We start from the raw sequence: 20,883 nt of genomic DNA on the forward strand, positions 1-20,883 counted from the left end.
AACGCTCGGCTGGAAAACCCCAGCCGAGCGCCTGCGTGATCTACTGACGACCACGTAAGCCATCAGGTGTTGCGAGGACCCCAAGAATCCGCCGAACCTGTGGGTACGGGCCCTTCCGTTCGCCGCGAACCGCCTCAGGCGGCCTTGGCCTTCGTCGCGTACATGTCCACGTACTCCTGGCCGGAGAGCCGCATCACCTCGGCCATCACGGAGTCCGTCACCGCCCGCAGCACGTAGCGGTCCCGGTCCATGCCCTCGTAGCGGGAGAACTCCATGGGGGCACCGAAGCGGACCGTCACCTTGCCGGGACGGGGCAGACCGGACCCGGTGGGCTGGAGCTTGTCCGTGCCGATCATCGCGAACGGCACCACGGGCGCGCCCGTCATCAGCGTCAGCCGCGCGATGCCGGTACGGCCCCGGTAGAGACGGCCGTCGGGGGAGCGGGTGCCCTCCGGATAGATCGCGAACGCCTTGCCCTGCTCCAGCACGCGACGACCCGTCATCAGCGCCGCGACCCCGCCCCGGCCGCCGTCCCGGTCCACCGGGATCATGCCGCAGCCGGTGAAGAACCAGGCCATCGCCCGGCCCTTGATCCCCTTGCCCGTCACGTACTCGTCCTTGCCGATGTAGAACACCGGCCGGTCGCAGCAGAGCGGCATGATCATCGAGTCGATGAACGTCAGATGGTTGCCCGCGAGGATCACCGGACCGTCCCCGGGGATGTTCTCCACTCCCTCCACCTGGGGGCGGAACATCAGGCGCAAAAACGGTCCGAGCACTGCCTTGATGAGTGCGAGTCGGGACAACGGTTCCTCCGGTGTAGTGGCCGGGCGGCCGGGACGCGGATCGTGGCGGTCCATGCAGGTGAGGACGATACTCGCGGGTACCCGCCGATCGCACATCGGGTTCATCCAACGGATACCGGGTGTTGACACGTGTTTCCGCCAAGTTCGTCCAGGTGCCGCTCCCCCGACGGTGCGACTGCCTACGCTCGGGCCGCGTCCGACAGGTGCGAGACATCACACGCGAGGAGCATTCATGACAGAGCGCGCGCAGACAGGTCCCGGCCGCAGAATCATGCTGGGCGCGGGTGCCGCGATGCTGGGCACGGCAGCCCTCGGGACGGCCGCCGCCCCGGCCGGTGCCGCCCCGGCCACCGGCAGCGTCCCCGCGGCGTCGGGCGGACACCGCTTCCGTCTCGACCTGCCGGTGCCCACCGTCATCGGACACCGCGGCACCAGCGGCTACCGGCCCGAGCACACCCTCGGCTCCTACCAGCTCGCGCTCGACATGGGCGCGCACGTCATCGAGCAGGACCTGGTGCCGACCAGGGACGGCCACCTGGTCTGCCGGCACGAGAACGACATCACCGCCACCACCGACGTCGCCGCGCACCCCGAGTTCGCGAGCCGCAGGACCACCAAGAAGGTCGACGGGGTCTCCCTCACCGGCTGGTTCACCGAGGACTTCACCCTCGCCGAGCTGAAGACGCTCAGGGCCACCGAGCGCATCCCCGGCACCCGGCAGAAGAACACCCTCTACGACGGTCGTTGGGAGATTCCCACCTTCGAGGAGGTCCTGCGCTGGGCCGACCGCGAGGGACGCCGACGCGGAAAGCCGGTCTGGCTGTACGTCGAGACGAAGCACCCCACCTACTTCCGCGGCCTGGGCCTCGGACTGGAGGAGCCCCTCGTCAAGCTGCTGCGCCGCTACGACCGCCACCGCCGCCAGTCGCCGCTCATCCTCCAGTCCTTCGAGCCGAGCAGCATCCAGCGGCTCTCCCGGCTGGTCTCCACCCCCGGCGTCGTTCTCCTCCCGGGAGCGGGCGAGCGTCCGTGGGACTTCGTCGTGTCGGGCGATCCGCGCACCGCCGCCGACCTGGTGAAGCCCGAGGGCCTGAAGTGGATCGCGTCCTACGCCCAGGGGATCGGCCCCACTCTGGACCTGATCATCCCCAAGGACTCCTCGGGACGGCTCACCGAGCCGACCACCCTGGTACGGGACGCGCACGCCCGCGGTCTGGTCCTGCACCCGTACACCATGCGCAACGAGAACACCTTCCTGCCCGCGGAATTCCGGCGCGGCACCGACCCGGTCGCCTACGGTGACGCGTTCGGCGCCTTCCGGGCGTACTTCGCCACGGGCATCGACGGGATCTTCTCCGACAACCCGGACACCGCCCTCCTCGCCGCCGCGGACTTCACCGGGAGCTGACCGCGGCGAGGACGCGGCGACGTCACCACCCGTCCGGGAAAATGCCCCGGGAGGGTGGTGCTCGCCGTGTACGGCAACCGGCCGTCGGCGCGGGGGCGTCGGCCCGGGCATGACGCTTCTCGATCCCGCCCCCGCGGGGCCGCCCCACGACCCCTCGGCCGTCGTCCACGCCCTCCGCCCGCTGGTGAGCGCCGAGGCCATGGCCGAGGCGGCCGCCTCCGCGACCGGCGCGGCGCTGGACCCCGCCGATCTCGAACAGGCCGTCTGGCTGAGGCTGCTGGAACGGCTCGCGCGGGACGCGCCACCGGCCCGCGCCAGCCGCTGGGTGCGGGACACCGTACGGGCGGAGGCCCGCAGGGCCCGTCGCACCGCGCGGCGCGAACGCCCCTACCGCGACGAGACCTCGGCCGACCCGTCCGACTGCCCCGAACGGCTCGCCGTCGGCGCCGACGAACGCCGGGTGCTGCGCGCCGCGGTGGAGCGGCTGCCCGGCCGGTGCGCCCGGCTGCTGTTGGCGATGCTCGCCCCCGGCGACCCGACCTACCGGGAAATCGCAGGGAAGTTGGGTATGTCACAGGGCAGTTTGGGCCCAGTCCGTTCCCGATGCCTTGGATGTCTGCGCAGAATGCTCGCGGCGGAGGTTGTCGCTCCTGTTCCCCGGGAAAGGAGCGTGAGACAACCGGTGGATCAGGTGGGCGGAGGCATGCGCACATGGGCATGAGTGTGATCATCTCGGCAGCGGCGGCACAGGACGCCGAACAGATCTTGAAGCTCCAGTACCTCTGCTTCCAGAGCGAGGCGGAGCTCTACGGGAACTACCGGATCGACCCGCTCGTCCAGACCCTCGACTCGGTGCGCGCCGAGATCACCACGCAACTGGTGTTCGTGGCACGGCTGGGCGACGAGGTCGTCGGCTCGGTCCGCGGCTCCACCGACCAGGACGGCACCGGCCAGATCGCCCGGCTCTGCGTCCACCCCCGGCTCCAGGGACACGGTCTCGGCGCGCGGCTGCTCCGGGCGGCCGAGACGGGACTCGCCGACGAGCGGTCGGCCACCCGGTTCCGGCTGCACACCGGACACCGCAGCGAGGGCAACCTGCGGCTGTACCAGCGGGCGGGGTACACCACGGCGGGCAACGAGCCGGGTGGGGACGGCGTCCTGATGATCCTGCTGGAGAAGGACGCGGCGGCACCCGCGTACGTGGCCAGCGCGTAGGGACGGAAAGTCCCGTCTGCCGGGCGGCCTCCGGCCCGCACGCCCGCGGCGCCACCGAAGCGCCCCGGTGCCGTGACCGGAAGGGCTTGCCGGATGGTTCGGGCCGGTGAACCCTCCGGTCGGCAGCACCAGGCGTACCGCCCGGTGAGGCGGGTGACGCGTGCCGCCCGTGCCCGGGCGGATCGCGCCGGGGTCACGCGCTCCTGGCCCGGCGCAGCCAGATCATTCCGGTGACGGGCAGGATCACCGGAATGAACAGGTAACCCATACCGAAGCCGGACCAGACGGTGGTGTCCGCGAACGCCGACGGCGCCACCACCGTCCAGGTCCCCACGACCAGCACGCCCACCAGCTCGGCGGCACAGCACACCAGGGCCGACCGCCGGGCACGCTCCCCGCCGCGCACCAGCGAGTACGTGATGAAGCCGTACACGACGGCGGCGACGGCCGACAGCACGTAGGCCAGCGGCGCCTTGCCGAAGTCCAGGATCATCTGCACGATCGACCGGGACGCGGCGGCGACGGTGAACACCCCGTAGAACCAGACCAGCACCCGGCCGGGACCGGTGCCGAGGTCGAAGGGCTGCTTCCCGGCGGTGTCCGTCGCGGGGGAGCGGTCGGTGTCGGTCACGGTCAGTTTCCCCAGATGTCGTAGAGCCGCACTTCGAGAACGGCCAGGACGACCGCGCCCGCCGCCACCGTCACCGAACCCCACCGGGTCCGCTCCGAGAGCGACAGGAACCCGGCCGCCGGCACGGCGAGGAAGGCTCCGAGCAGATACGCGATGAAGATCGCCATGCCCTTTTCCGGCCGCTCGCCGCGGGACAGCTGGACGATGCCCACCACCAGCTGGGCCAGCGCCAGCAACAGGACCACGGCCATCCCGATGAAGTGCCAGTCCTTGGTCGGCTGATCGCGGTAGGCGGCCAGTCCGCACCACGCGGCGAGGGCGAGCGCGGTCACGGCGACCGCGATCGTCAGGGCGTCAAGCATGAAGCGAGGGTATTACGGAGCGACGCGCGCCCCGCGTGCGCCCCCGCCGGACGTCCCCACCGGGCCGGCAACCGCCACCGCAACCGTGGCCTTGACCACAACGGACGACGATCCGCGAGAGGGGGCCGCCACCGGCACAATCGGCGCTTTCGATGCGTTTGTGCAGGTCACAGCTATGAGGGCAGGTAATGTGGCGCTCGGTGGGACCGTCGCGCCGCACTGTCCACGGCTGTCCGCTATCCGGACGGACGGATGGCGCGGAATGGACTGTCTGTTTTACTTGGGCCATGACCACGACGAGCAGCCGCACCCTTGCGACCGAGGCGATCACGACGCCCGGTGCTCGTTGTATGTGTCGAATGCGCGCCTTCTGAGGGCCCCCGCCCGATCGCTCGCGCCCCGAAGCGAGACCGAGCCCACCGCCGTCCGCACCCAGCGGAACGAGCCCGTCCGGGCACCGCCGCCCGGCCGCCGAGCCGCGCCACGGGCGTGCCGGTCCCCGCTCGGAACGACCGATCGAAACGTCCGAACAGTCTCATCAGACGCATGCCCCGTGCCCGGCGGACACCGCGCCGCGCACTCGACAGTGACGGAAACCCTGTGATCACCACTACGGGCCTCACCAAGGTCTACCAGTCGCGCGACCGCGAGGTCACCGCCCTGGACGGCGTCGACCTGCACGTCCGGGAGGGCGAGGTGTACGGCGTCATCGGCCAGAGCGGCGCCGGGAAATCGTCCCTCATCCGTTGTGTCAACCTCCTGGAGCGCCCCACGTCCGGCACCGTGACCGTGGCCGGCCAGGACCTCACCGCGCTCGCCGGCCGGGGCCGCCGGGCAGGCAGGGAACTGCGCGAGGCGCGCAGCCGCATCGGCATGGTCTTCCAGCACTTCAACCTGCTGGCCTCCCGCACGGTACGGGCCAACGTCGAACTCCCGCTGGAGATCCTCGGCGTCGGAGCCGGGGACCGCTCCCGCAAGGCCCTCGAACTCCTCGACCTGGTAGGCCTCTCCGACAAGGCCAAGGCGTACCCCGGACAGCTCTCCGGCGGCCAGAAGCAGCGTGTCGGCATCGCCCGCGCGCTGGCCGGCGACCCCAAGGTGCTGCTCTCCGACGAGGCCACCTCCGCGCTCGACCCGGAGACCACCCGCTCCATCCTCCAGCTCCTGCGCGACCTCAACCGGCAACTCGGCCTGACCGTCCTGCTCATCACGCACGAGATGGACGTCGTCAAGACCATCTGCGACTCCGCCGCGCTGATGCGCGAGGGACGCGTCGTCGAGTCCGGCACCGTCGGCGAACTGCTCGCCACCCCCGGATCCGAACTCGCCCACGAACTGTTCCCCGTCGGGGGCACGGCCTCCGGCCCCGACCGCACCGTCGTCGACGTCACCTTCCACGGCGACTCCGCCACCCAGCCGGTGATCTCGCAGCTCTCCCGCACGTACAACATCGACATCTCGATCCTGGGCGCCGCGATGGACACCGTCGGCGGCAGGCAGATCGGCCGGATGCGCATCGAACTGCCCGGACGCTTCGAGGACAACGTCGTCCCGATCGGCTTCCTGCGCGAGCAGGGGCTCCAGACCGAGGTCGTGACCGACGACGCCGCGGACCTCCCCGCGCAGACCCCCGCCCCGCTCACCAAGGAGGTGGCGAAGTGACCTGGTCGGACATGCAGCCCCTGCTCGTCCAGGGGACCGTCGACACCCTCTACATGGTGCTCTGGTCCACCGTCGTCACCGTCCTGGTCGGACTGCCGCTGGGCATCCTGCTGGTTCTCACCGACAGGGGAGGGCTGCTGCGGAACGTCCCGGTGAACAAGGTGATCGGCGCGATCGTGAACATCGGGCGCTCGCTGCCCTTCATCATCCTGCTGATCGCGCTGATCCCCTTCACCACCTGGGTCGTCGGCACCTTCATCGGCCCCAGCGCGATGATCGTGCCGCTGTCCATCGGCGCCATCCCGTTCTTCGCGCGACTCGTCGAGACCGCCGTCCGGGAGGTCGACCACGGACTCGTCGAGGCCGTCCAGTCGATGGGCGGGTCCATTCCGACGATCGTCCGCAAGGTCCTGCTGCCGCAGGCGCTGCCCTCGCTCGTCTCCGCCGTCACCACCACCGTCATCGTGCTCATCGGCTACTCCGCGATGGCAGGCGCCGTCGGCGGCGAGGGGCTCGGCTCCAAGGCCGTCACCTACGGATACCTGCGCTTCGACAACCGGTTCATGCTCATCACCGTCGCGCTGCTCGTCGTCATCGTGACCGTGATCCAGCTGATCGGCGACGGAGCCGTACGGCTGCTGGCCCGCCGCGGCCGCGCCACCACCTGAGACTTCCTCTCCTCCAGAGCCCGAACTCCTTGTCCGGGCGCACCACCCATCACCGAAAGAGGCACTTTTCGTGCGCAAGAACACCAAGATCGCCGCAACCGCCGCCGTCACCGCCGCCCTGGCCCTGGGCCTCGGCGCCTGCGGCACGGACTCCGACCCCGCGCCCAAGAGCGACGCGGGTGCCAAGGCCGACACCTCCAAGGCGCTCGTCGTCGCCGCGTCCCCGACGCCGCACGCCGACATCCTCGACTTCGTCAAGAAGAACCTCGCGGAGAAGGAGGGTCTCAAGCTGGAGGTCAAGGAGTTCACCGACTACGTCCTGCCGAACACCGCCACCGAGACCGGCCAGGTCGACGCCAACTTCTTCCAGCACCAGCCGTACCTCGACGACTTCAACAAGAAGAAGAACACCCACCTGGTCTCCGTCGGCACCGTCCACCTGGAGCCCCTCGGCCTCTACTCCAAGAAGGTCAAGTCCCTGGGCGAGATCAAGCCCGGCCAGACCGTCGCGGTGCCCAACGACACCACCAACGAGGGCCGCGCCCTCCACCTGCTCGCCGAGAACGGGCTGATCACCCTCAAGGCGGGCGTCGGCACCGACGCCAAGCTGAGCGACATCACCGACAAGAAGGGCCTGGAGTTCAAGGAACTGGAGGCCGCCACCGTGCCCCGCGCCCTGAACGAGGTCGACGCGGCCGTCATCAACGGCAACTACGCCATCGAGGCCGACCTCAAGCCCACCGGGGACGCCCTGGCCCTGGAGAAGGCCGACGGCAACCCGTACGCCAACATCATCGCCGTGAAGAAGGGCAACGAGAAGGACGCCCGCGTCGAGAAGCTGGTCAAGCTGCTGCACTCCGACGAGGTCAAGAAGTACCTGGAGGACACCTACCGGGGTTCGGTCATCCCGGCCTTCGGAACCGCCGCCAAGTCCTGACCCCCGCACGGCTTTTGTCCGACGAGCCCCGCGAACCCCGCCGAAGGGGGGCGCGGGGCTCCGTCGCAGCGACCCGGCCATGCGCGCCCCCGGCCGGATGCTGCATGCTGTGCCTTTACACGGTCTTCGGCATGGAGCTGCGCATGACTTCCACCTTCCCGGACATCTCCATCAGCACGGACCGGTTGGTGCTGCGCCCGTTCGACATGGTGGACGTCCCCGCGTACATCGAGATGATGAACGACGAACTCGTCACCGCCTGGACGGACGCCCCCCACCCCTACACCCAGGTCGACGCCGAACGCTGGGTCCGCCGGATCGCCCCCGCCCGGCGCACCACCGGGGACGGCATCGTGCTCGCCGTCACCGAATTCCTCACCCAACGGCTCGTCGGCTCGGTGCGCCTGCGCAACACCGACTGGCGCACCCTCGCCACCGAGGTCTCCTACATCACCGCCCCCTGGGCGCGCGGCGAGGGCTACGCCACCGAAGCCGTGCTGGCGCTGGCCCAGTGGATCTTCCGCGACCGGGGATTCGAACGCATGGAACTGCGCACCCCCGCCGACAACACCTCGGCCCAGCAGGTCGCCCAGAAGACCGGCTGCATCAGCGAGGGCGTCCTGCGCAACGCCCGCATAGCCCGCACCCGGACGGAGGACGGGGGCTGGACCGACATCAGGACCGACCTGATCGTCTGGGGCCTGCTCCCCGAGGACCTGGAGGGCGTCGCCGAGCAACTCGCCGACGCGGGCGGCTACGGCACCTACAACGACTGGAACTGACCGTCCCCGGTGGCTGCGGCGCGGTACCGGCGCGAACCGGGGTACGCTCGCCCTGCCCCTCCCTCACACACACCCCCACCTGCGACAACTCCAGGAGACTGACGACAGATGGCCGATCGGGTCACTGTGATCGGCTGGGACGGCTCGCCACTGACCGGAGCGGCCACGGCCGCCCTCTCGGCCGCCACGCTCGTCGCCGGAGCCGCACACCACCTCGCACTGCCCGCGGTTCCCCCGCACGCCGAGCGGATTCGCCTGGGCTCCATCGACCTTGCCGCCCGCCGGATCGCCGGACACCGGGGCAGCGCCGTCGTCCTCGCCGACGGGGACCCCGGCTTCTTCGGAGTGGTACGCAACCTCCGCGCACCCGAACACGGCCTCGAAGTCGAAGTGGTGCCCGCCGTCTCGTCCGTGGCCGGTGCCTTCGCCCGCGCCGGCATGCCGTGGGAGGACGCCCAGATCGTCGTCGCCCACCCCCGCACCCTGCGCCGCGCCGTCAACGTCTGCCGCGCCCACCCCAAGGTCGCCGTGCTGACCTCGCCCGGTGCGGGCCCCGCCGAACTCGCCCTGCTCCTCGAAGGGGTTCACCGCACCTTCGTCGTCTGCGAGGAACTCGGTACCGCGCGCGAACAGGTGAGCGTCCTCACCTCGGACAACGCCGCCGACCACGCCTGGCGCGACCCCAACGTGGTGATCGTCATCGGTGGCGGCAGCGAACCGCAGGCCACCGGTGCCTGGATCGCCGGCCGGGACCCCGGCGGCCCCCGGGGAGTACGCGGCTGGGCGCTGCCCCGGGAGGCGTACCCCTGGGACACCGCGACGGGCGTCGGAGGTGCCGACGACGGCCGGGGCGCGAGCCGGGAGGGCGAGTCACCGGGGCTGCGCGCCGCGCAACTGGCCCGGCTGGGTCCCCGCACCGGCGACCTCGTCTGGGACATCGGCTCCGGCGACGGGGCCCTGGCGGTGGAGGCGGCCCGCTTCGGGGCCGCGGTCCTCGCGGTCGACGAGGACCCGGCGGCCTGCGCCCGCACGGCGGCGGCCGCCCGCGCCTTCGGGGTCCAGGTCCAGGTCGTGGAGGGCCGGGCGCCGCAGGTGCTGGAACGACTGCCGGAACCCGATGTCGTACGGATCGGGGGCGGTGGGGTCCCCGTCGTCACGGCCGTCACCGAGCGGCGGCCCGAGCGCATCGTGACCCACGCGTCCACGCGGGACGAGGCCGAGGCGCTCGGCGCGGCCCTCGCCGGGAACGGGTACGGCGTCCGGTGCTCGCTCCTCCAGTCCGTCGAACTCGACACGACCGCCTGGTCGGAACGCGAGCGCACGGTCGTGTTCCTGCTCTCGGCGCTCCGTTCCGACCTCGCCCCCTGACCTGCTCCCCGCGCGGCGCGAGGTAGGCTGGCCGATCGTTGCACCGCGGCTGGGCGTTCGTCGCTTCGTTCGTCAATGTCCGGAAAAGGGGACCGTTTTGGTCCCCGTTGTGGTACGGCAGATCCCGGGATGCGCAACGTGGCGCAGTCCACAGCGGGTCGTGGCGAAATGGGCTGCCGCGGCGGCGAACGGCCGCGAGAATGCAGTATGTCCGCGTCCGTCTCGTGCCGCGTGGTGCGCCCGCTCGTTCTTGTCGACGAGCGCCGGCGTGCCGTGGTCGGGCGTCCCGGGCGAAGGGCCGAAGAAGCACTGACGATGGGCGAGGGGTACGCATGAGTGACACCGGCCAGATCCCGGGTGAGGGACTGCCGGAGAACGCGGGCACGGTGGAGCAGCCGGGCGTCGCCGCCCCGGACGGCTACACCTACCCGGCTCCCTCCGAGCAGGTGCCCGAGGACGACGATCTCCTGCTGATGCCGAGCCCCCAGGGAGCCTGGAGCGACCCGCAGACGGTGCCCGCTCCCGGCCAGTACCCCGAGGATGCCGCCGGATACGCCTCGCTGCCCGCGCAGGGCGCACCGCAGGCCACCGCGGTGTACCCCCCGTCCGTCGACGCCGTGTCCGCGCAGCCCCAGGGGCCGGTGCAGGTCCAGGAGCCCGCCCGGGCGCAGCATCCCGTCCAGGCGCCGGCCGCTGACGTGTACGCCGGTCACGACTCCGGTTCCGCCGACCTGGCGGCCGCCGCACCGGCTCCGGCCGTTCAGCCCCAGGCCCCGGCACGGCGGCCGCTGCACCGCGGTCCGGTCGTGGCCGACGGCGGGCCGTCCTACGGCGGGACGCCGACCGGCGGTGTGGTCCGCTCCCTCGCCGACCGCGGGCCCGCGGGCGCGCCCCGGACCCAGGCCCCGGTCCCGGCACCGCAGGCCGCGGCGCCCGCCGGCGGGCCCGAGTACTTCGAGGCTCCCGGTGACGAGGCGTCCGTGCTGCCCGGCCCGCAGCTCGGCCAGATCCTTCCCCAGGGCGGGAGCCCGTGGGGTGCCCAGGCACCGCAGCCTGCCGCCGCCCCGGACGGGGCGGAAACGGTTGCTCCGGACCCGGTCGCGCCGGAGGCCGCCGCCCCGGTGACGGCGGTCCCCGAAGCCGTGGCCCCCGAAGCCGTGGCCCCCGAGGCTGTCGCCCCCGAACCGGTCGTCGCGGAACCGCAACCGGAGGCGGCGCCGGAGCGTACCGAGGCGGTCGTGGAAGCGGAGGCACCGGCGGCGGCCGTGGCCCCGGCCGCCGTCGTCCCGGAACCGGTCGCCGAGCAGGCCCCCGCGCCCGTCGAGCCGACGCCCGCGACGCAGCCCGCACAGCACGCGCAGACCGTACAGCCCGCGCAGTCCGCGCAGTCCGCTCCCGAACCGGCCGCTCAGCCGCAGGTCCCGAGTGCTCCCGCGGTCGTCCCGACCGCGGACGTCGCCGGGACACCGGTCGAGGGTCCTGCCGACGGGGCCGCGGCCGTCGTCGCGCCGGAGGCCGTGGAGACGGGTGCGGCGGCAGCGGCACCGGAGGCCGACGTGGTGGACGAGGCGTCCGTGCCCGCCGCCGCTCCCGTCGTTCCCGTGGTGTCCGAGGAGGCGTTGCCCGCGCCCGTGGTGTCCGAGGAGGCGTTGCCCGCTCCCGTGGTGTCCGAGGAGCCGTTGCCCGCTCCCGTCGTTCCCGTGGTGTCCGAGGACCGGGTGCCGGAGCCCGAGGCCGTCGCGGAAGCCGCCCCCGTGGACGGTTTCGTGCCCGTGGAGGGCTCGGTGCCGACGACGCCGCACCTTGCCCCGTCGCCCGCCGAGGAACAGCCGGTGACGGCCGGGCCGGAGGCGGAGCCCGAGCGCGTGGCGATCGCCATGGGGCCGGTTCCGGCCGAGCGGACCGAGGCCGTCGGGGCCGAACCGGCCGTCGGCCCCGAGGGCGCCACCGCCGTGCCGGTCGAGACCGGGCAGCCGGTGCCGCAGGCCGCGGGGGAGACCCCCTCCGACGGCACTCGGACCCCCGCGCCCGCCGAAACCCCCGAGCAGGCCCCCGTGCCCGGCCTCCCGGAGGCCGAGGCCGCCGTCGAGGCGCCGGTGCCCGCCGCGGAAACCGGAGCGGGCCCGGAGAGCGTCGAGACCCCGGAGACCCCGGAGACCCCGGAGACCCCGGAGACCCCGGAGACCACGACGGCCGCGGAGACCACGCAGCCGGACGCCGGGCCGACCGCACCGCAGTCGCAGTCGCAGCCCGAGGGCAGCCCCGCGCCCGGGGCCGCGCCGCCGCACGCCGCCGAAGAGGCGGAAGCCACGGGAACCCCCGGGCCGGACGAGGCCGTCGCCGCCACAACCCCGCCCGCCCCGGGATACGACGACGCCGAGCGCGAGGCCGTACTGCGCGTCATGCGTGAGCGCCGCGACATCCGCAACGGCTTCCGCGGCGACCCGATCCCGCACGAGGTCCTGCTCCGGGTCCTCGAAGCGGCGCACACGGCGCCCAGCGTCGGCCACTCGCAGCCCTGGGACTTCGTCGTCATCCGCTCGGCGGAGACGCGTCGTTCCATGCACGAGCTGGCCCAGCGGCAACGCGACGCCTACGCCAAATCGCTGCCCAAGGGCCGGGCCAAGCAGTTCAAGGAACTCAAGATCGAGGCGATCCTCGACACCCCGGTCAACATCGTCGTCACCGCCGATCCCACCCGCGGCGGCCGTCACACCCTCGGCCGTCACACCCAGCCGCAGATGGCCCCGTACTCCTCCGCGCTCGCCGTCGAGAACCTGTGGCTCGCCGCCCGTGCCGAGGGACTCGGCGTCGGCTGGGTGAGCTTCTTCGACGAGCGCGAGATGGTCCGCGCCCTCGGCCTGCCCGAGCACCTCGAAGTCGTGGCGTACCTGTGCGTCGGCTATGTCGACGAGTTCCCCGAGGAGCCCGAGCTGATGCAGGCGGGCTGGTCGAAGCGCCGCCCGCTGTCCTGGGTGGTCCACGAGGAGACGTACGGGCGTCGCGCCCTGCCCGGCGAGGAGCCGCACGACCTGCTCCAGGAGACCATCGCCAACATCCGGCCGCTGGACGCCAAGGCGCTCGGCGAGGCGTGGGAGCGCCAGAAGCGGATGACCAAGCCCGCCGGTGCGCTCGGCATGCTGGAGATCATCTCCGCGCAGTTGTCGGGGCTCTCCCGGATGTGTCCGCCGCCGATCCCGGAGCCCGCGGCCGTCGCGATCTTCGCGGGAGACCACGGGGTGCACGCCCAGGGCGTCACCGCCTGGCCGCAGGAGGTCACCGGGCAGATGGTCGCCAACTTCCTCGGCGGGGGCGCGGTCTGCAACGCGTTCGCGGCACAGGTCGGCGCCGAGGTCTGCGTGGTCGACGTCGGCGTGGCCATGGAGCTTCCGGCGACGCCCGGCCTGCTCCCGCGCAAGGTGCGCGCCGGGACCGCCGACTTCACGACCGGCCCCGCCCTCACCAGGGAAGAGGTCCTCGCCGCCGTCGAGGTCGGCATCGAGACCGCCCGCGATCTCGTCGCGGCGGGCAACAAGGGCCTGCTGATCGGCGAGATGGGGATTGCCAACACCACCGCGTCCGCCGCGCTGATCTGTGTGTACACGGGCATGGATCCGGCCGAGGTCACCGGCCGGGGCACCGGCATCAACGACGAGATGCACGCCCGCAAGGTCGACGTGGTCCGACGGGCCCTGGAACTCCACCAGCCCGACCCGGCCGACCCGATCGGTGTCCTGGCCTCGGTCGGCGGCCTCGAACACGCCGCGATGGCCGGGTTCCTGCTGGGCGGGGCCTCGCTCCGTACGCCCGTCATCCTCGACGGAGTGAGCGCGGGCGCCGCGGCCCTGGTCGCCCGGGCGATCGCCCCCGAGGCACTCGCCGCCTGCATCGCGGGCCACCGCAGTGCCGAGCCCGGCCATGTCGCCGCGCTCAACAAGCTGGGACTGCGCCCGCTCGTCGACCTCGACCTGCGCCTCGGCGAGGGCACGGGGGCGCTGCTGGCGCTCCCGATCGTGCAGAGCGCGGCGCGGGCGATGCACGAGGTGGCGACGTTCGACTCGGCGGGCGTCACGGAGAAGTAGGCGGCCCGCCCCCGCCGTCGCGAGCGGCGGGGGCGGAGCCCGTCGTCAGCCCACCACCGGGACGGGGAACGGCGTACGGAGGCGACGCGCCGGGCCCACCGGTCTAAAAGCGCGTTCCGAAAGTCCCGTCTGCCGGGCGATCCCGACAACGCGCGCTCGCCGCGTTGTCGGGATCGCCCCGATATGCCCGGTATCGGGGTGACCCTCCGCCTTGCGATCGCACGCACCAAACGCCGCCCGGCCTGCCCTTCGGGCAGACGACGCCACTTTCGGAACACGCTTTACGCCCTGCCCCGGTCCGGGCACGGCACACGCCCCAGGGCCCGGACGTCCCGCCCCGGCGCACCGGCCCCGTTCGACCCCGCAGCCACCACGTATCGTGGACCCGCCCCACGAACCCGCCTGTCACAGCCGCTCCACCGCCGCAGCGGCCGCCGTACTCCGATCCTGTACGAGGAGCCCGCACCGCCATGGCCGAGCACGCAGACCGCGCCGATCACCCCGCGTACCCCGTCGGACTGCGCCTCGGCGGCCGTCGTGTCGTCGTGGTCGGCGGCGGCCAGGTCGCCCAGCGCCGTCTCCCCGCGCTCATCGCGGCGGGCGCCGACATCGTCCTCGTCTCACCGGCCGCGACGCCGTCCGTCGAGGCGATGGCCGATGCCGGCGAGATCCGCTGGGAGCGCCGCCGCTACGCCGACGGGGACCTGACCGGCGCCTGGTACGTCCTCGTCGCGTCCGACGACATCGCGGCGAACGAAGCGGCGTCCGCCGAGGCCGAACGCCACCGGATCTGGTGCGTCCGCAGCGACGACGCCGACGCCGCCACCGCGTGGACTCCGGCCACCGGCCGCGGCAAGGGCGTCACCGTCGCCGTACTCACCACCGACGCCCACGACCGCGACCCCCGCCACTCGGCCGCCGTCCGCGACGTCATCGTCGAGGGCCTGCGCGACGGCAGCCTCGCCGCTCCCCAGCACCGCTCCCGGACCCCCGGCGTGGCCCTGGTCGGCGGGGGCCCCGGTGACCCCGACCTGATCACCGTGCGCGGCCGACGCCTCCTTGCCGAGGCCGATGTCGTGATCGCCGACCGTCTCGGGCCGCGCGACCTGCTCGACGAACTCCCGCCGCACGTCGAGGTGATCGACGCCGCGAAGATTCCGTACGGCCGGTACATGGCGCAGGAGGCCATCAACCGGGCGCTCATCGAGCACGCCAAGGCGGGCAAGGCCGTCGTGCGGCTCAAGGGCGGCGACCCGTTCGTCTTCGGCCGTGGCATGGAGGAGGCCCAGGCGCTCGCGGCCGAGGGCATCGCCTGCACCGTCGTCCCCGGGATCTCCAGCTCGATCTCCGTGCCCGGCGCCGCGGGAATCCCCGTCACCCACCGCGGCGTCGCCCACGAGTTCACCGTCGTCAGCGGCCATGTCGCCCCCGACGACGCGCGCTCGCTGGTCGACTGGCAGGCCCTCGCCAAGCTGCGCGGCACCCTCGTGCTCCTGATGGCCGTCGACAAGATCGGCGCCATCGCCCGGGCCCTCGTCGCGTACGGCAAGGCCCCCGACACACCGGTCGCCCTGGTCCAGGAGGGCACCACCGCCTCCCAGCGCAGGGTCGACGCGACGCTGGCGACCGTCGCCGAGCGGGTCGTCGCCGAAGAAGTACGCCCTCCGGCGGTCATCGTCATCGGCGAGGTCGTCGCGGTGGGCGCGGACATCGTGGGCCCGGCCGCCGAGTAACCCGGGCGGCCACCGCCCACCCCATCGAGTAACCAGCGGTAACAGATCTTCCTCCGAGCCGTTGGCACCACACACCGGACAAGGCAGTATCGAACCCGTGGCTGATCTCATCACCGTCGACGACCCCGACGACCCCCGTCTGCGCGACTACACCGGACTCACCGACGTGGAACTCCGGCGCAGGCGAGAGCCCGCCGAGGGGCTCTTCATCGCCGAGGGCGAGAAGGTGATCAGACGTGCCCGGCACGCCGGGTACGAGATGCGGTCGATGCTGCTGTCGGCGAAGTGGGTCGACCTCATGCGCGATGTCATCGACGAGGTACCGGCCCCGGTGTACGCGGTGAGCCCCGAACTCGCCGAACGCGTCACCGGCTACCACGTGCACCGCGGCGCACTCGCCTCGATGCAGCGCAAACCGCTGCCGACCGCCGGACAGCTCCTGGCGTCGACCCGCCGGGTGGTCGTCATGGAGGCCGTCAACGACCACACCAACATCGGGGCGATCTTCCGCAGCGCCGCCGCCCTCGGCATGGACGCCGTGCTGCTCTCCCCGGACTGCGCCGACCCGCTCTACCGGCGCTCCGTCAAGGTGTCGATGGGGGCCGTCTTCTCCGTGCCCTACGCCCGTCTCGACACCTGGCCCAAGGACCTGGAGACCGTACGGGAGGCCGACTTCGAACTGCTCGCGCTCACCCCGGACGAGAAGGCCGACAGCATCGACCGGGCGGCGCCGCACCGGATGGACAAGGTGGCGCTGATGCTCGGTGCCGAGGGCGACGGGCTGTCCACCCGGGCCCTCGTCGCCGCCGACCGCTGGGTACGGATCCCGATGGCACACGGCATCGACTCGCTGAACGTGGGAGCGGCCGCGGCCGTCGCGTTCTACGCCGTGGCATCGGGCCGCCCGCGGCCCTGACCGGCTACCGGAGCCGCGGGGCCGCGATTCCGCTCGGGTCGTGCCACCGGGCCTCGACCCGGGTGGGGCTCGTGCCCAGCCCCCGGGCCGGACCCTGACAGCCCTGCGCCACCGCGATGCCCAGCGCCACCAGCAACGTCACCACCACGAAGACGACGAGGCGCTGCCGCAGCAACCGCGGATTGGCGGGACGCAGCCCCGTCGAGGTCCTGCGGGCCCCGGGCCGCGTCCCCGGCCTGCCGTTCGTCCCGTTCGTGGCGGGCCTGCCGTTCGTGCGGTGGGGAGGAGCGGGGCGCCTGCCCGACCGTGTGGTGCCGCGCGCCGGCTGACGCTGCTGAGGACGCGAGCCGCCGGTCCGGGACGCCCCGGACCGCGACGAGGTCGTCTGCCGACCGCCCTGCGGCTGCCGCTGCTGCCGACGAGGCGCCGGGGGAGCCGTCCGCCTGGTCTGCTGCTCCGTGTGCGGGCCGTCGAGCCGCCCGGTCGGCCGGTCCAGCTCCTGCGCCGAACGCTGTGCCGGCGGACGGCTCTCGTGCAGACCCTGCGCCTCCCGCGCCGCGATCTCCTTGAGCCGCATCGACAGCTGGAGCGTGCTCGGACGATCCTCCGGATCCTTCGCCAGACACGCGCTCACCAACGGCGCCAGCGCGTCGTGCACGTCGTACAACTGCGGTTCCTCGTGCACCACGCGGTACAGCATCACCTCGGAACTGCCGTGTCCGAAGGGCGAGTCGGCCATCGCCGCGTAGGCCAGCGTGGCACCAAGCGAGAACACGTCCGTCGCCGGTGTCACCGCCGCGCCGCGCACCTGCTCGGGGGCGAGGAAGCCGGGGGAGCCGACCGCCGTACCGACATGGGTGAGCGTCGACGCGCCGGTCGCCCAGGCGATCCCGAAGTCGATGATCCGGGGACCTTTGGGGGAGAGCAGGATGTTCGACGGTTTGAGGTCGCGGTGGACGACCCCGGCCTCGTGCACCGCCACGAGTCCCTCGGAGAGCGCCGCCCCGATCGAGGCGACCTCGGCCGCCGACAGCGGTCCCTCCTCGGCCACCCGGTCGTGCAGCGAGGGCCCCGGGACGTACTGCGTCGCGAACCACGGACGGTCCGCCTCCAGATCGGCGGCCACCAGGCGTGCCGTGCACCCGCCGCGGATTCTCCGGGCGGCGGAGACCTCGCGCGCGAACCGCGAGCGGAACTCCTGGTCCTCCGCCAGATCGGGCCGGATCACCTTCAGCGCCACCCGCTGTCCCCGCCGGTCCGAACCGAGGTAGACGACGCCCATGCCGCCGGCCCCGAGCCGTCGGTGCAACCTGAACGAGCCGACGACACGCGGGTCCTCGCGTCGGAGCCGCATCATCGCCATGTTCTGCCCATCCCCGCTGCCTGGTACGCCTGACGAGGCACAGCTTACGTACCCGGCGCCCGGGGCGCTCAGAGGCCGCGCCCTCGCCCCGGGATCGTTTGCCGGGCCATGGCACGGCCCATGACGGACGGTGAGACCGCACCCGATTCCGGCGCCGTGCGCGACGGTACGTCAAATGAGGCGCGTCCGCGGGCCGTTGATGCAAGGGCTCGCCTCTTCCCGAACACGCCGGCCGCGGTGCCGGGGGCCGGGCGCGGGCCGGAACCGCTGCGTCCGGGCGACGCACCGACGGCCCGCGGCCGTCCCGCCGGGCGCCATGAGTGAGTGACGTCACGCGCGGCTCCGCCCCGGCTGGTACCCCTCCGGGACGACCCCGGGAATCAGGCGCCCGATCTCCACCCAGGGGAGTACGCGGGCTTCCCACGGGTCCTCCTACGGGAGGCCCGTCATTCGGTACGCGGGCATGACGCCGGATCCCTCCCGCGTCCCTAGTGTTGAGGTCAAGCGGCGGGCGAAGCACTCGTCCCCCGAGGCCACACGCCCGCCGCCCCATAGCGGTCAGGAGAGGAAACATGGCGGACACGGCATCGCGGAGCATGCTTCGCACGCGGGAGAGCGGGCTCCCCGCCGTGCTCGTCCGCAGTTCGCCGTCCGGCAGGCGCCACCCGCTGGTGGCGACGGCGATGGTTCTTCCCCTGGCGGCCCTGCTCGTGGTCGTCTTCGGCGGCTGGGACGCGGTGGTCACACAGGCGTCGTCCGTGGGCGTGATGCTGGGGCGCTGAGCGGCGCCCCGGGTCCGGAAGAGCGGTCCGGACCGGGACATCCGGCCAACAACCCCGTGGGGACGGGGGTGCGGCGGACGGCAGCGTTTGTCCGGTCAGCTGGGGAGCTGACCGGACATCGCGCTGTCCGGGCCGTGCACCGGACCCGCGTACGCTCGGTCGCGACCCGCCGGGGCACAGGATCCGGCACGTCCGTCATCGGGGGGAGGCCATGACCACCGCGGTCGTACGCGCGCTCGGGGCGCTGGCCCACCGGGCCGCCCACCCGCCGGCGGCCTGCGCCTGCCCGCCGCCGGTGACCCTCGCCGACCGGACCGACGCGACCGTCGTCCGCAGCGGACCGGTCGTCGCCAAGGCCCACGCCCCGGGCACCCGCCCCCCGGACCTGCTCACCCGTATGGCCCTCGCGGACGACCCCCGGACGACCGGCATCCTGCTCGCCCCGCTGTGCCCCACGCCCTGCGCCCTCGACGGCCGCCCCGTCAGCCTGTGGCCGCACGGAGATCCGGTCGACCCGGCCGATCCCGACGCCGCGCCCTGGGCCGAGGCCGCCGCCCTGCTGGCCGCACTGCACCGGACCCCGCCCCCCTCCGCCCTTCCGCCCATGAGGGGCCCCGTGAAGGCCGCGCTCGCCGTCGCGCGGATGCGTGCCGCCCGGCCCGGTGACCCGGCCACCGCCCCCGTGCTCGCGGCCTGGTACCGGCTGCCCGGCTGGGCCCGTGCCGAGGCGGCGCCACCCGCCCACCGTTCACGCTTCCTCTGCCACGGGGACCTGCACCTCGGTCAACTCGTCCGCCACCCCGTACCGGACGGTCCCTGGCTGCTCATCGACGTGGACGACACAGGTCTCGGCGACCCGGCCTGGGACCTCGCCCGCCCCGCCGCCTGGTACGCGGCCGGACTCCTGCCCCCCGAGGTCTGGCTCCGGTTCCTTGACTCCTACCGGGCGGCGGGCGGACCCGCCGTACCCGCCGCGGGCGACCCGTGGCCCGAACTGGACGTCCCGGCCAGGGCCCTGACCGTGCAGACCGCCGCGCTGGCGTTCGCCAAGTCCGCGGCCGAGGGCCGGGACCCGGACGAGGTGGAGCGGGCGATGATCGACGCCTGTGCCCGAATCGCCTCTCTCCCCCCGCAGTTGGCCGACGGACACCCGTCGTAGGCTGAACCGACCGTCGGCGGCCGTGTCTTCCGGCGACGGCGACCCGACGGCGAGGAGTGAGCCGAACCATGCAGTGTCCCAAGTGCCACGCGCCCATGCACACGTACAACCGCAACGGCATACAGATCGAGCAGTGCAGCGGTTGCCGGGGGATCTTCCTCGACTACGGCGAACTGGAGACCCTGACCCGCATCGAGGCGCAGTGGGCACAGCAGGCACCGCCCGCGCCCCCGGCGCCGCAGGCCTATCCGGCCGCCCCGGCGCCCGCCTGGGGCGCCCCGCAGCACCAGGGCGGCCATCACGGCGGCCACTACCGGCACAAGAGCTTCGGCCGGATGCTCTTCTCCTCCTGAGCGTGCCGGATGCCTGCCGCCCGGCCCGCGGCGCTCTTCGCCGCCCGGCGGCAGGCCGTGGAAACGGAGTCGTGGAACGGCTTTGTGGAAGCGACATCGCGAAGACGGCGAAGCCCCGATCGTCGAGACGACCGGGGCTTCGGCTGGTGCGCGATACTGGGATTGAACCAGTGACCTCTTCCGTGTCAGGGAAGCGCTCTCCCGCTGAGCTAATCGCGCAGGGTGAACCTGCGTGTACTGCGTGCGCGATACTGGGATTGAACCAGTGACCTCTTCCGTGTCAGGGAAGCGCTCTCCCGCTGAGCTAATCGCGCGGGGATCCTTACGGACCAGTGGACGATACTGGGATTGAACCAGTGACCTCTTCCGTGTCAGGGAAGCGCTCTCCCGCTGAGCTAATCGTCCTTGGAGGTGGAGACGGGATTTGAACCCGTGTAGACGGCTTTGCAGGCCGTTGCCTCGCCTCTCGGCCACTCCACCACGAGCGAGGGTTCGGGAAGATCCCTCGCTTTTCTGCGAGCGGACGACCAGGTTCGAACTGGCGACCTCAACCTTGGCAAGGTTGCGCTCTACCAACTGAGCTACGTCCGCGTGTCTTTCCCGGTCGGCTTCCGCGTCCCGGCGACGTGTTGAACTCTAGCGGATTCCCGGGCCAG

At 72.6% G+C, this 20,883-nt stretch carries 18 protein-coding genes and 5 tRNA genes; 14 read left to right on the plus strand and 9 right to left on the minus strand.

The window, feature by feature from the left end; genetic code table 11:
* Positions 1-134 precede the first annotated feature (134 nt).
* Positions 135-806 carry a lysophospholipid acyltransferase family protein gene (locus ACF1CT_RS28045; RefSeq protein ID WP_391786761.1) on the minus strand — a complete coding sequence of 224 codons (672 nt, stop codon included), beginning with the start codon at positions 804-806 and terminating at the stop codon, positions 135-137.
* A gap of 232 nt (positions 807-1,038) precedes the next feature.
* Between ACF1CT_RS28045 and ACF1CT_RS28050 the strand changes: the two genes are divergently transcribed.
* From ACF1CT_RS28050 to ACF1CT_RS28060, 3 genes are all read left to right on the plus strand, one after another.
* Positions 1,039-2,214: a glycerophosphodiester phosphodiesterase gene (locus tag ACF1CT_RS28050; RefSeq protein WP_391786762.1), complete on the plus strand. Its 1,176-nt coding sequence runs from the start codon at positions 1,039-1,041 to the stop codon at positions 2,212-2,214.
* A gap of 109 nt (positions 2,215-2,323) precedes the next feature.
* On the plus strand, positions 2,324-2,935 hold the full coding sequence (locus ACF1CT_RS28055) for a sigma-70 family RNA polymerase sigma factor (RefSeq protein ID WP_391786763.1): 612 nt from the start codon (positions 2,324-2,326) through the stop codon (positions 2,933-2,935).
* Positions 2,926-3,429: a GNAT family N-acetyltransferase gene (locus ACF1CT_RS28060; protein WP_391786764.1), complete on the plus strand. Its 504-nt coding sequence runs from the start codon at positions 2,926-2,928 to the stop codon at positions 3,427-3,429. Before ACF1CT_RS28055 ends, ACF1CT_RS28060 begins: the two co-directional genes overlap by 10 nt.
* 193 nt (positions 3,430-3,622) lie before the next feature.
* Here ACF1CT_RS28060 and ACF1CT_RS28065 read toward each other — a convergent pair whose 3' ends face one another.
* Positions 3,623-4,060 (minus strand): hypothetical protein, encoded by a 438-nt coding sequence (locus tag ACF1CT_RS28065; protein ID WP_391786765.1) that lies wholly within the window; start codon positions 4,058-4,060, stop codon positions 3,623-3,625.
* A gap of 2 nt (positions 4,061-4,062) precedes the next feature.
* Positions 4,063-4,422, minus strand: coding sequence for a hypothetical protein (locus tag ACF1CT_RS28070; protein WP_391786766.1), 360 nt, complete (start codon positions 4,420-4,422; stop codon positions 4,063-4,065).
* 600 nt (positions 4,423-5,022) lie between these two features.
* Between ACF1CT_RS28070 and ACF1CT_RS28075 the strand changes: the two genes are divergently transcribed.
* The 8 genes from ACF1CT_RS28075 (at position 5,023) to ACF1CT_RS28110 (ending at position 16,570) form a co-directional block, all read left to right on the plus strand.
* Positions 5,023-6,084 (plus strand): methionine ABC transporter ATP-binding protein, encoded by a 1,062-nt coding sequence (locus ACF1CT_RS28075; protein WP_391786767.1) that lies wholly within the window; start codon positions 5,023-5,025, stop codon positions 6,082-6,084.
* Complete coding sequence (locus ACF1CT_RS28080; protein ID WP_391786768.1) at positions 6,081-6,752, plus strand: methionine ABC transporter permease; 672 nt, start codon at positions 6,081-6,083, stop codon at positions 6,750-6,752. The genes ACF1CT_RS28075 and ACF1CT_RS28080 overlap by 4 nt, the downstream gene beginning before the upstream one ends.
* Positions 6,753-6,822: 70 nt before the next feature.
* Entirely contained in the window at positions 6,823-7,689 is an 867-nt protein-coding gene (locus tag ACF1CT_RS28085; protein ID WP_391786769.1) for a MetQ/NlpA family ABC transporter substrate-binding protein, read from the plus strand.
* A 104-nt stretch (positions 7,690-7,793) separates the two neighbouring features.
* Positions 7,794-8,471: a GNAT family N-acetyltransferase gene (locus ACF1CT_RS28090; RefSeq protein ID WP_391786770.1), complete on the plus strand. Its 678-nt coding sequence runs from the start codon at positions 7,794-7,796 to the stop codon at positions 8,469-8,471.
* Positions 8,472-8,579: 108 nt separating this feature from the next.
* The gene (gene cbiE / locus ACF1CT_RS28095) at positions 8,580-9,839 is read left to right on the plus strand and encodes a precorrin-6y C5,15-methyltransferase (decarboxylating) subunit CbiE (protein ID WP_391786771.1); all 1,260 of its coding nucleotides are present in this window, start codon (positions 8,580-8,582) and stop codon (positions 9,837-9,839) included.
* A gap of 332 nt (positions 9,840-10,171) precedes the next feature.
* Positions 10,172-13,921 carry a nicotinate-nucleotide--dimethylbenzimidazole phosphoribosyltransferase gene (gene cobT, locus ACF1CT_RS28100; protein ID WP_391786772.1) on the plus strand — a complete coding sequence of 1,250 codons (3,750 nt, stop codon included), beginning with the start codon at positions 10,172-10,174 and terminating at the stop codon, positions 13,919-13,921.
* Between the two features lie 470 nt (positions 13,922-14,391).
* Positions 14,392-15,654, plus strand: coding sequence for a uroporphyrinogen-III C-methyltransferase (gene cobA, locus ACF1CT_RS28105; RefSeq protein ID WP_391786773.1), 1,263 nt, complete (start codon positions 14,392-14,394; stop codon positions 15,652-15,654).
* A gap of 97 nt (positions 15,655-15,751) precedes the next feature.
* Complete coding sequence (locus ACF1CT_RS28110) at positions 15,752-16,570, plus strand: TrmH family RNA methyltransferase (RefSeq protein WP_391786774.1); 819 nt, start codon at positions 15,752-15,754, stop codon at positions 16,568-16,570.
* A gap of 4 nt (positions 16,571-16,574) precedes the next feature.
* Here the strand turns inward: ACF1CT_RS28110 and ACF1CT_RS28115 are convergent, their stop codons facing one another.
* Positions 16,575-17,933: a serine/threonine-protein kinase gene (locus ACF1CT_RS28115; RefSeq protein ID WP_391786775.1), complete on the minus strand. Its 1,359-nt coding sequence runs from the start codon at positions 17,931-17,933 to the stop codon at positions 16,575-16,577.
* A 572-nt stretch (positions 17,934-18,505) separates the two neighbouring features.
* On the opposite strand from ACF1CT_RS28115, the gene ACF1CT_RS28120 reads away from it, so the two are divergent.
* The 3 genes from ACF1CT_RS28120 to ACF1CT_RS28130 all read left to right on the plus strand — a co-directional run bounded on the left by ACF1CT_RS28120 (position 18,506) and on the right by ACF1CT_RS28130 (position 20,227).
* The gene (locus tag ACF1CT_RS28120; protein ID WP_391786776.1) at positions 18,506-18,715 is read left to right on the plus strand and encodes a hypothetical protein; all 210 of its coding nucleotides are present in this window, start codon (positions 18,506-18,508) and stop codon (positions 18,713-18,715) included.
* 211 nt (positions 18,716-18,926) lie between these two features.
* On the plus strand, positions 18,927-19,874 hold the full coding sequence (locus ACF1CT_RS28125; RefSeq protein ID WP_391786777.1) for a phosphotransferase family protein: 948 nt from the start codon (positions 18,927-18,929) through the stop codon (positions 19,872-19,874).
* A 68-nt stretch (positions 19,875-19,942) separates the two neighbouring features.
* Positions 19,943-20,227: a zf-TFIIB domain-containing protein gene (locus ACF1CT_RS28130; RefSeq protein ID WP_391786778.1), complete on the plus strand. Its 285-nt coding sequence runs from the start codon at positions 19,943-19,945 to the stop codon at positions 20,225-20,227.
* Positions 20,228-20,371: 144 nt separating this feature from the next.
* Here ACF1CT_RS28130 and ACF1CT_RS28135 read toward each other — a convergent pair.
* From ACF1CT_RS28135 to ACF1CT_RS28155, 5 genes are all read right to left on the minus strand, one after another.
* Positions 20,372-20,446, minus strand: a tRNA-Val gene (locus ACF1CT_RS28135).
* 23 nt (positions 20,447-20,469) lie between these two features.
* Positions 20,470-20,541: transfer RNA gene (locus ACF1CT_RS28140), tRNA-Val, on the minus strand.
* A gap of 19 nt (positions 20,542-20,560) precedes the next feature.
* A tRNA-Val gene (locus tag ACF1CT_RS28145) sits at positions 20,561-20,632 on the minus strand.
* Between the two features lies 1 nt (position 20,633).
* Positions 20,634-20,707: transfer RNA gene (locus tag ACF1CT_RS28150), tRNA-Cys, on the minus strand.
* A 38-nt stretch (positions 20,708-20,745) separates the two neighbouring features.
* Positions 20,746-20,818, minus strand: a tRNA-Gly gene (locus tag ACF1CT_RS28155).
* Positions 20,819-20,883 lie beyond the last annotated feature (65 nt).

Origin of the sequence: Streptomyces sp. NPDC014734, from assembly GCF_043083325.1 — a bacterium.
Lineage (GTDB): Bacteria > Actinomycetota > Actinomycetes > Streptomycetales > Streptomycetaceae > Streptomyces.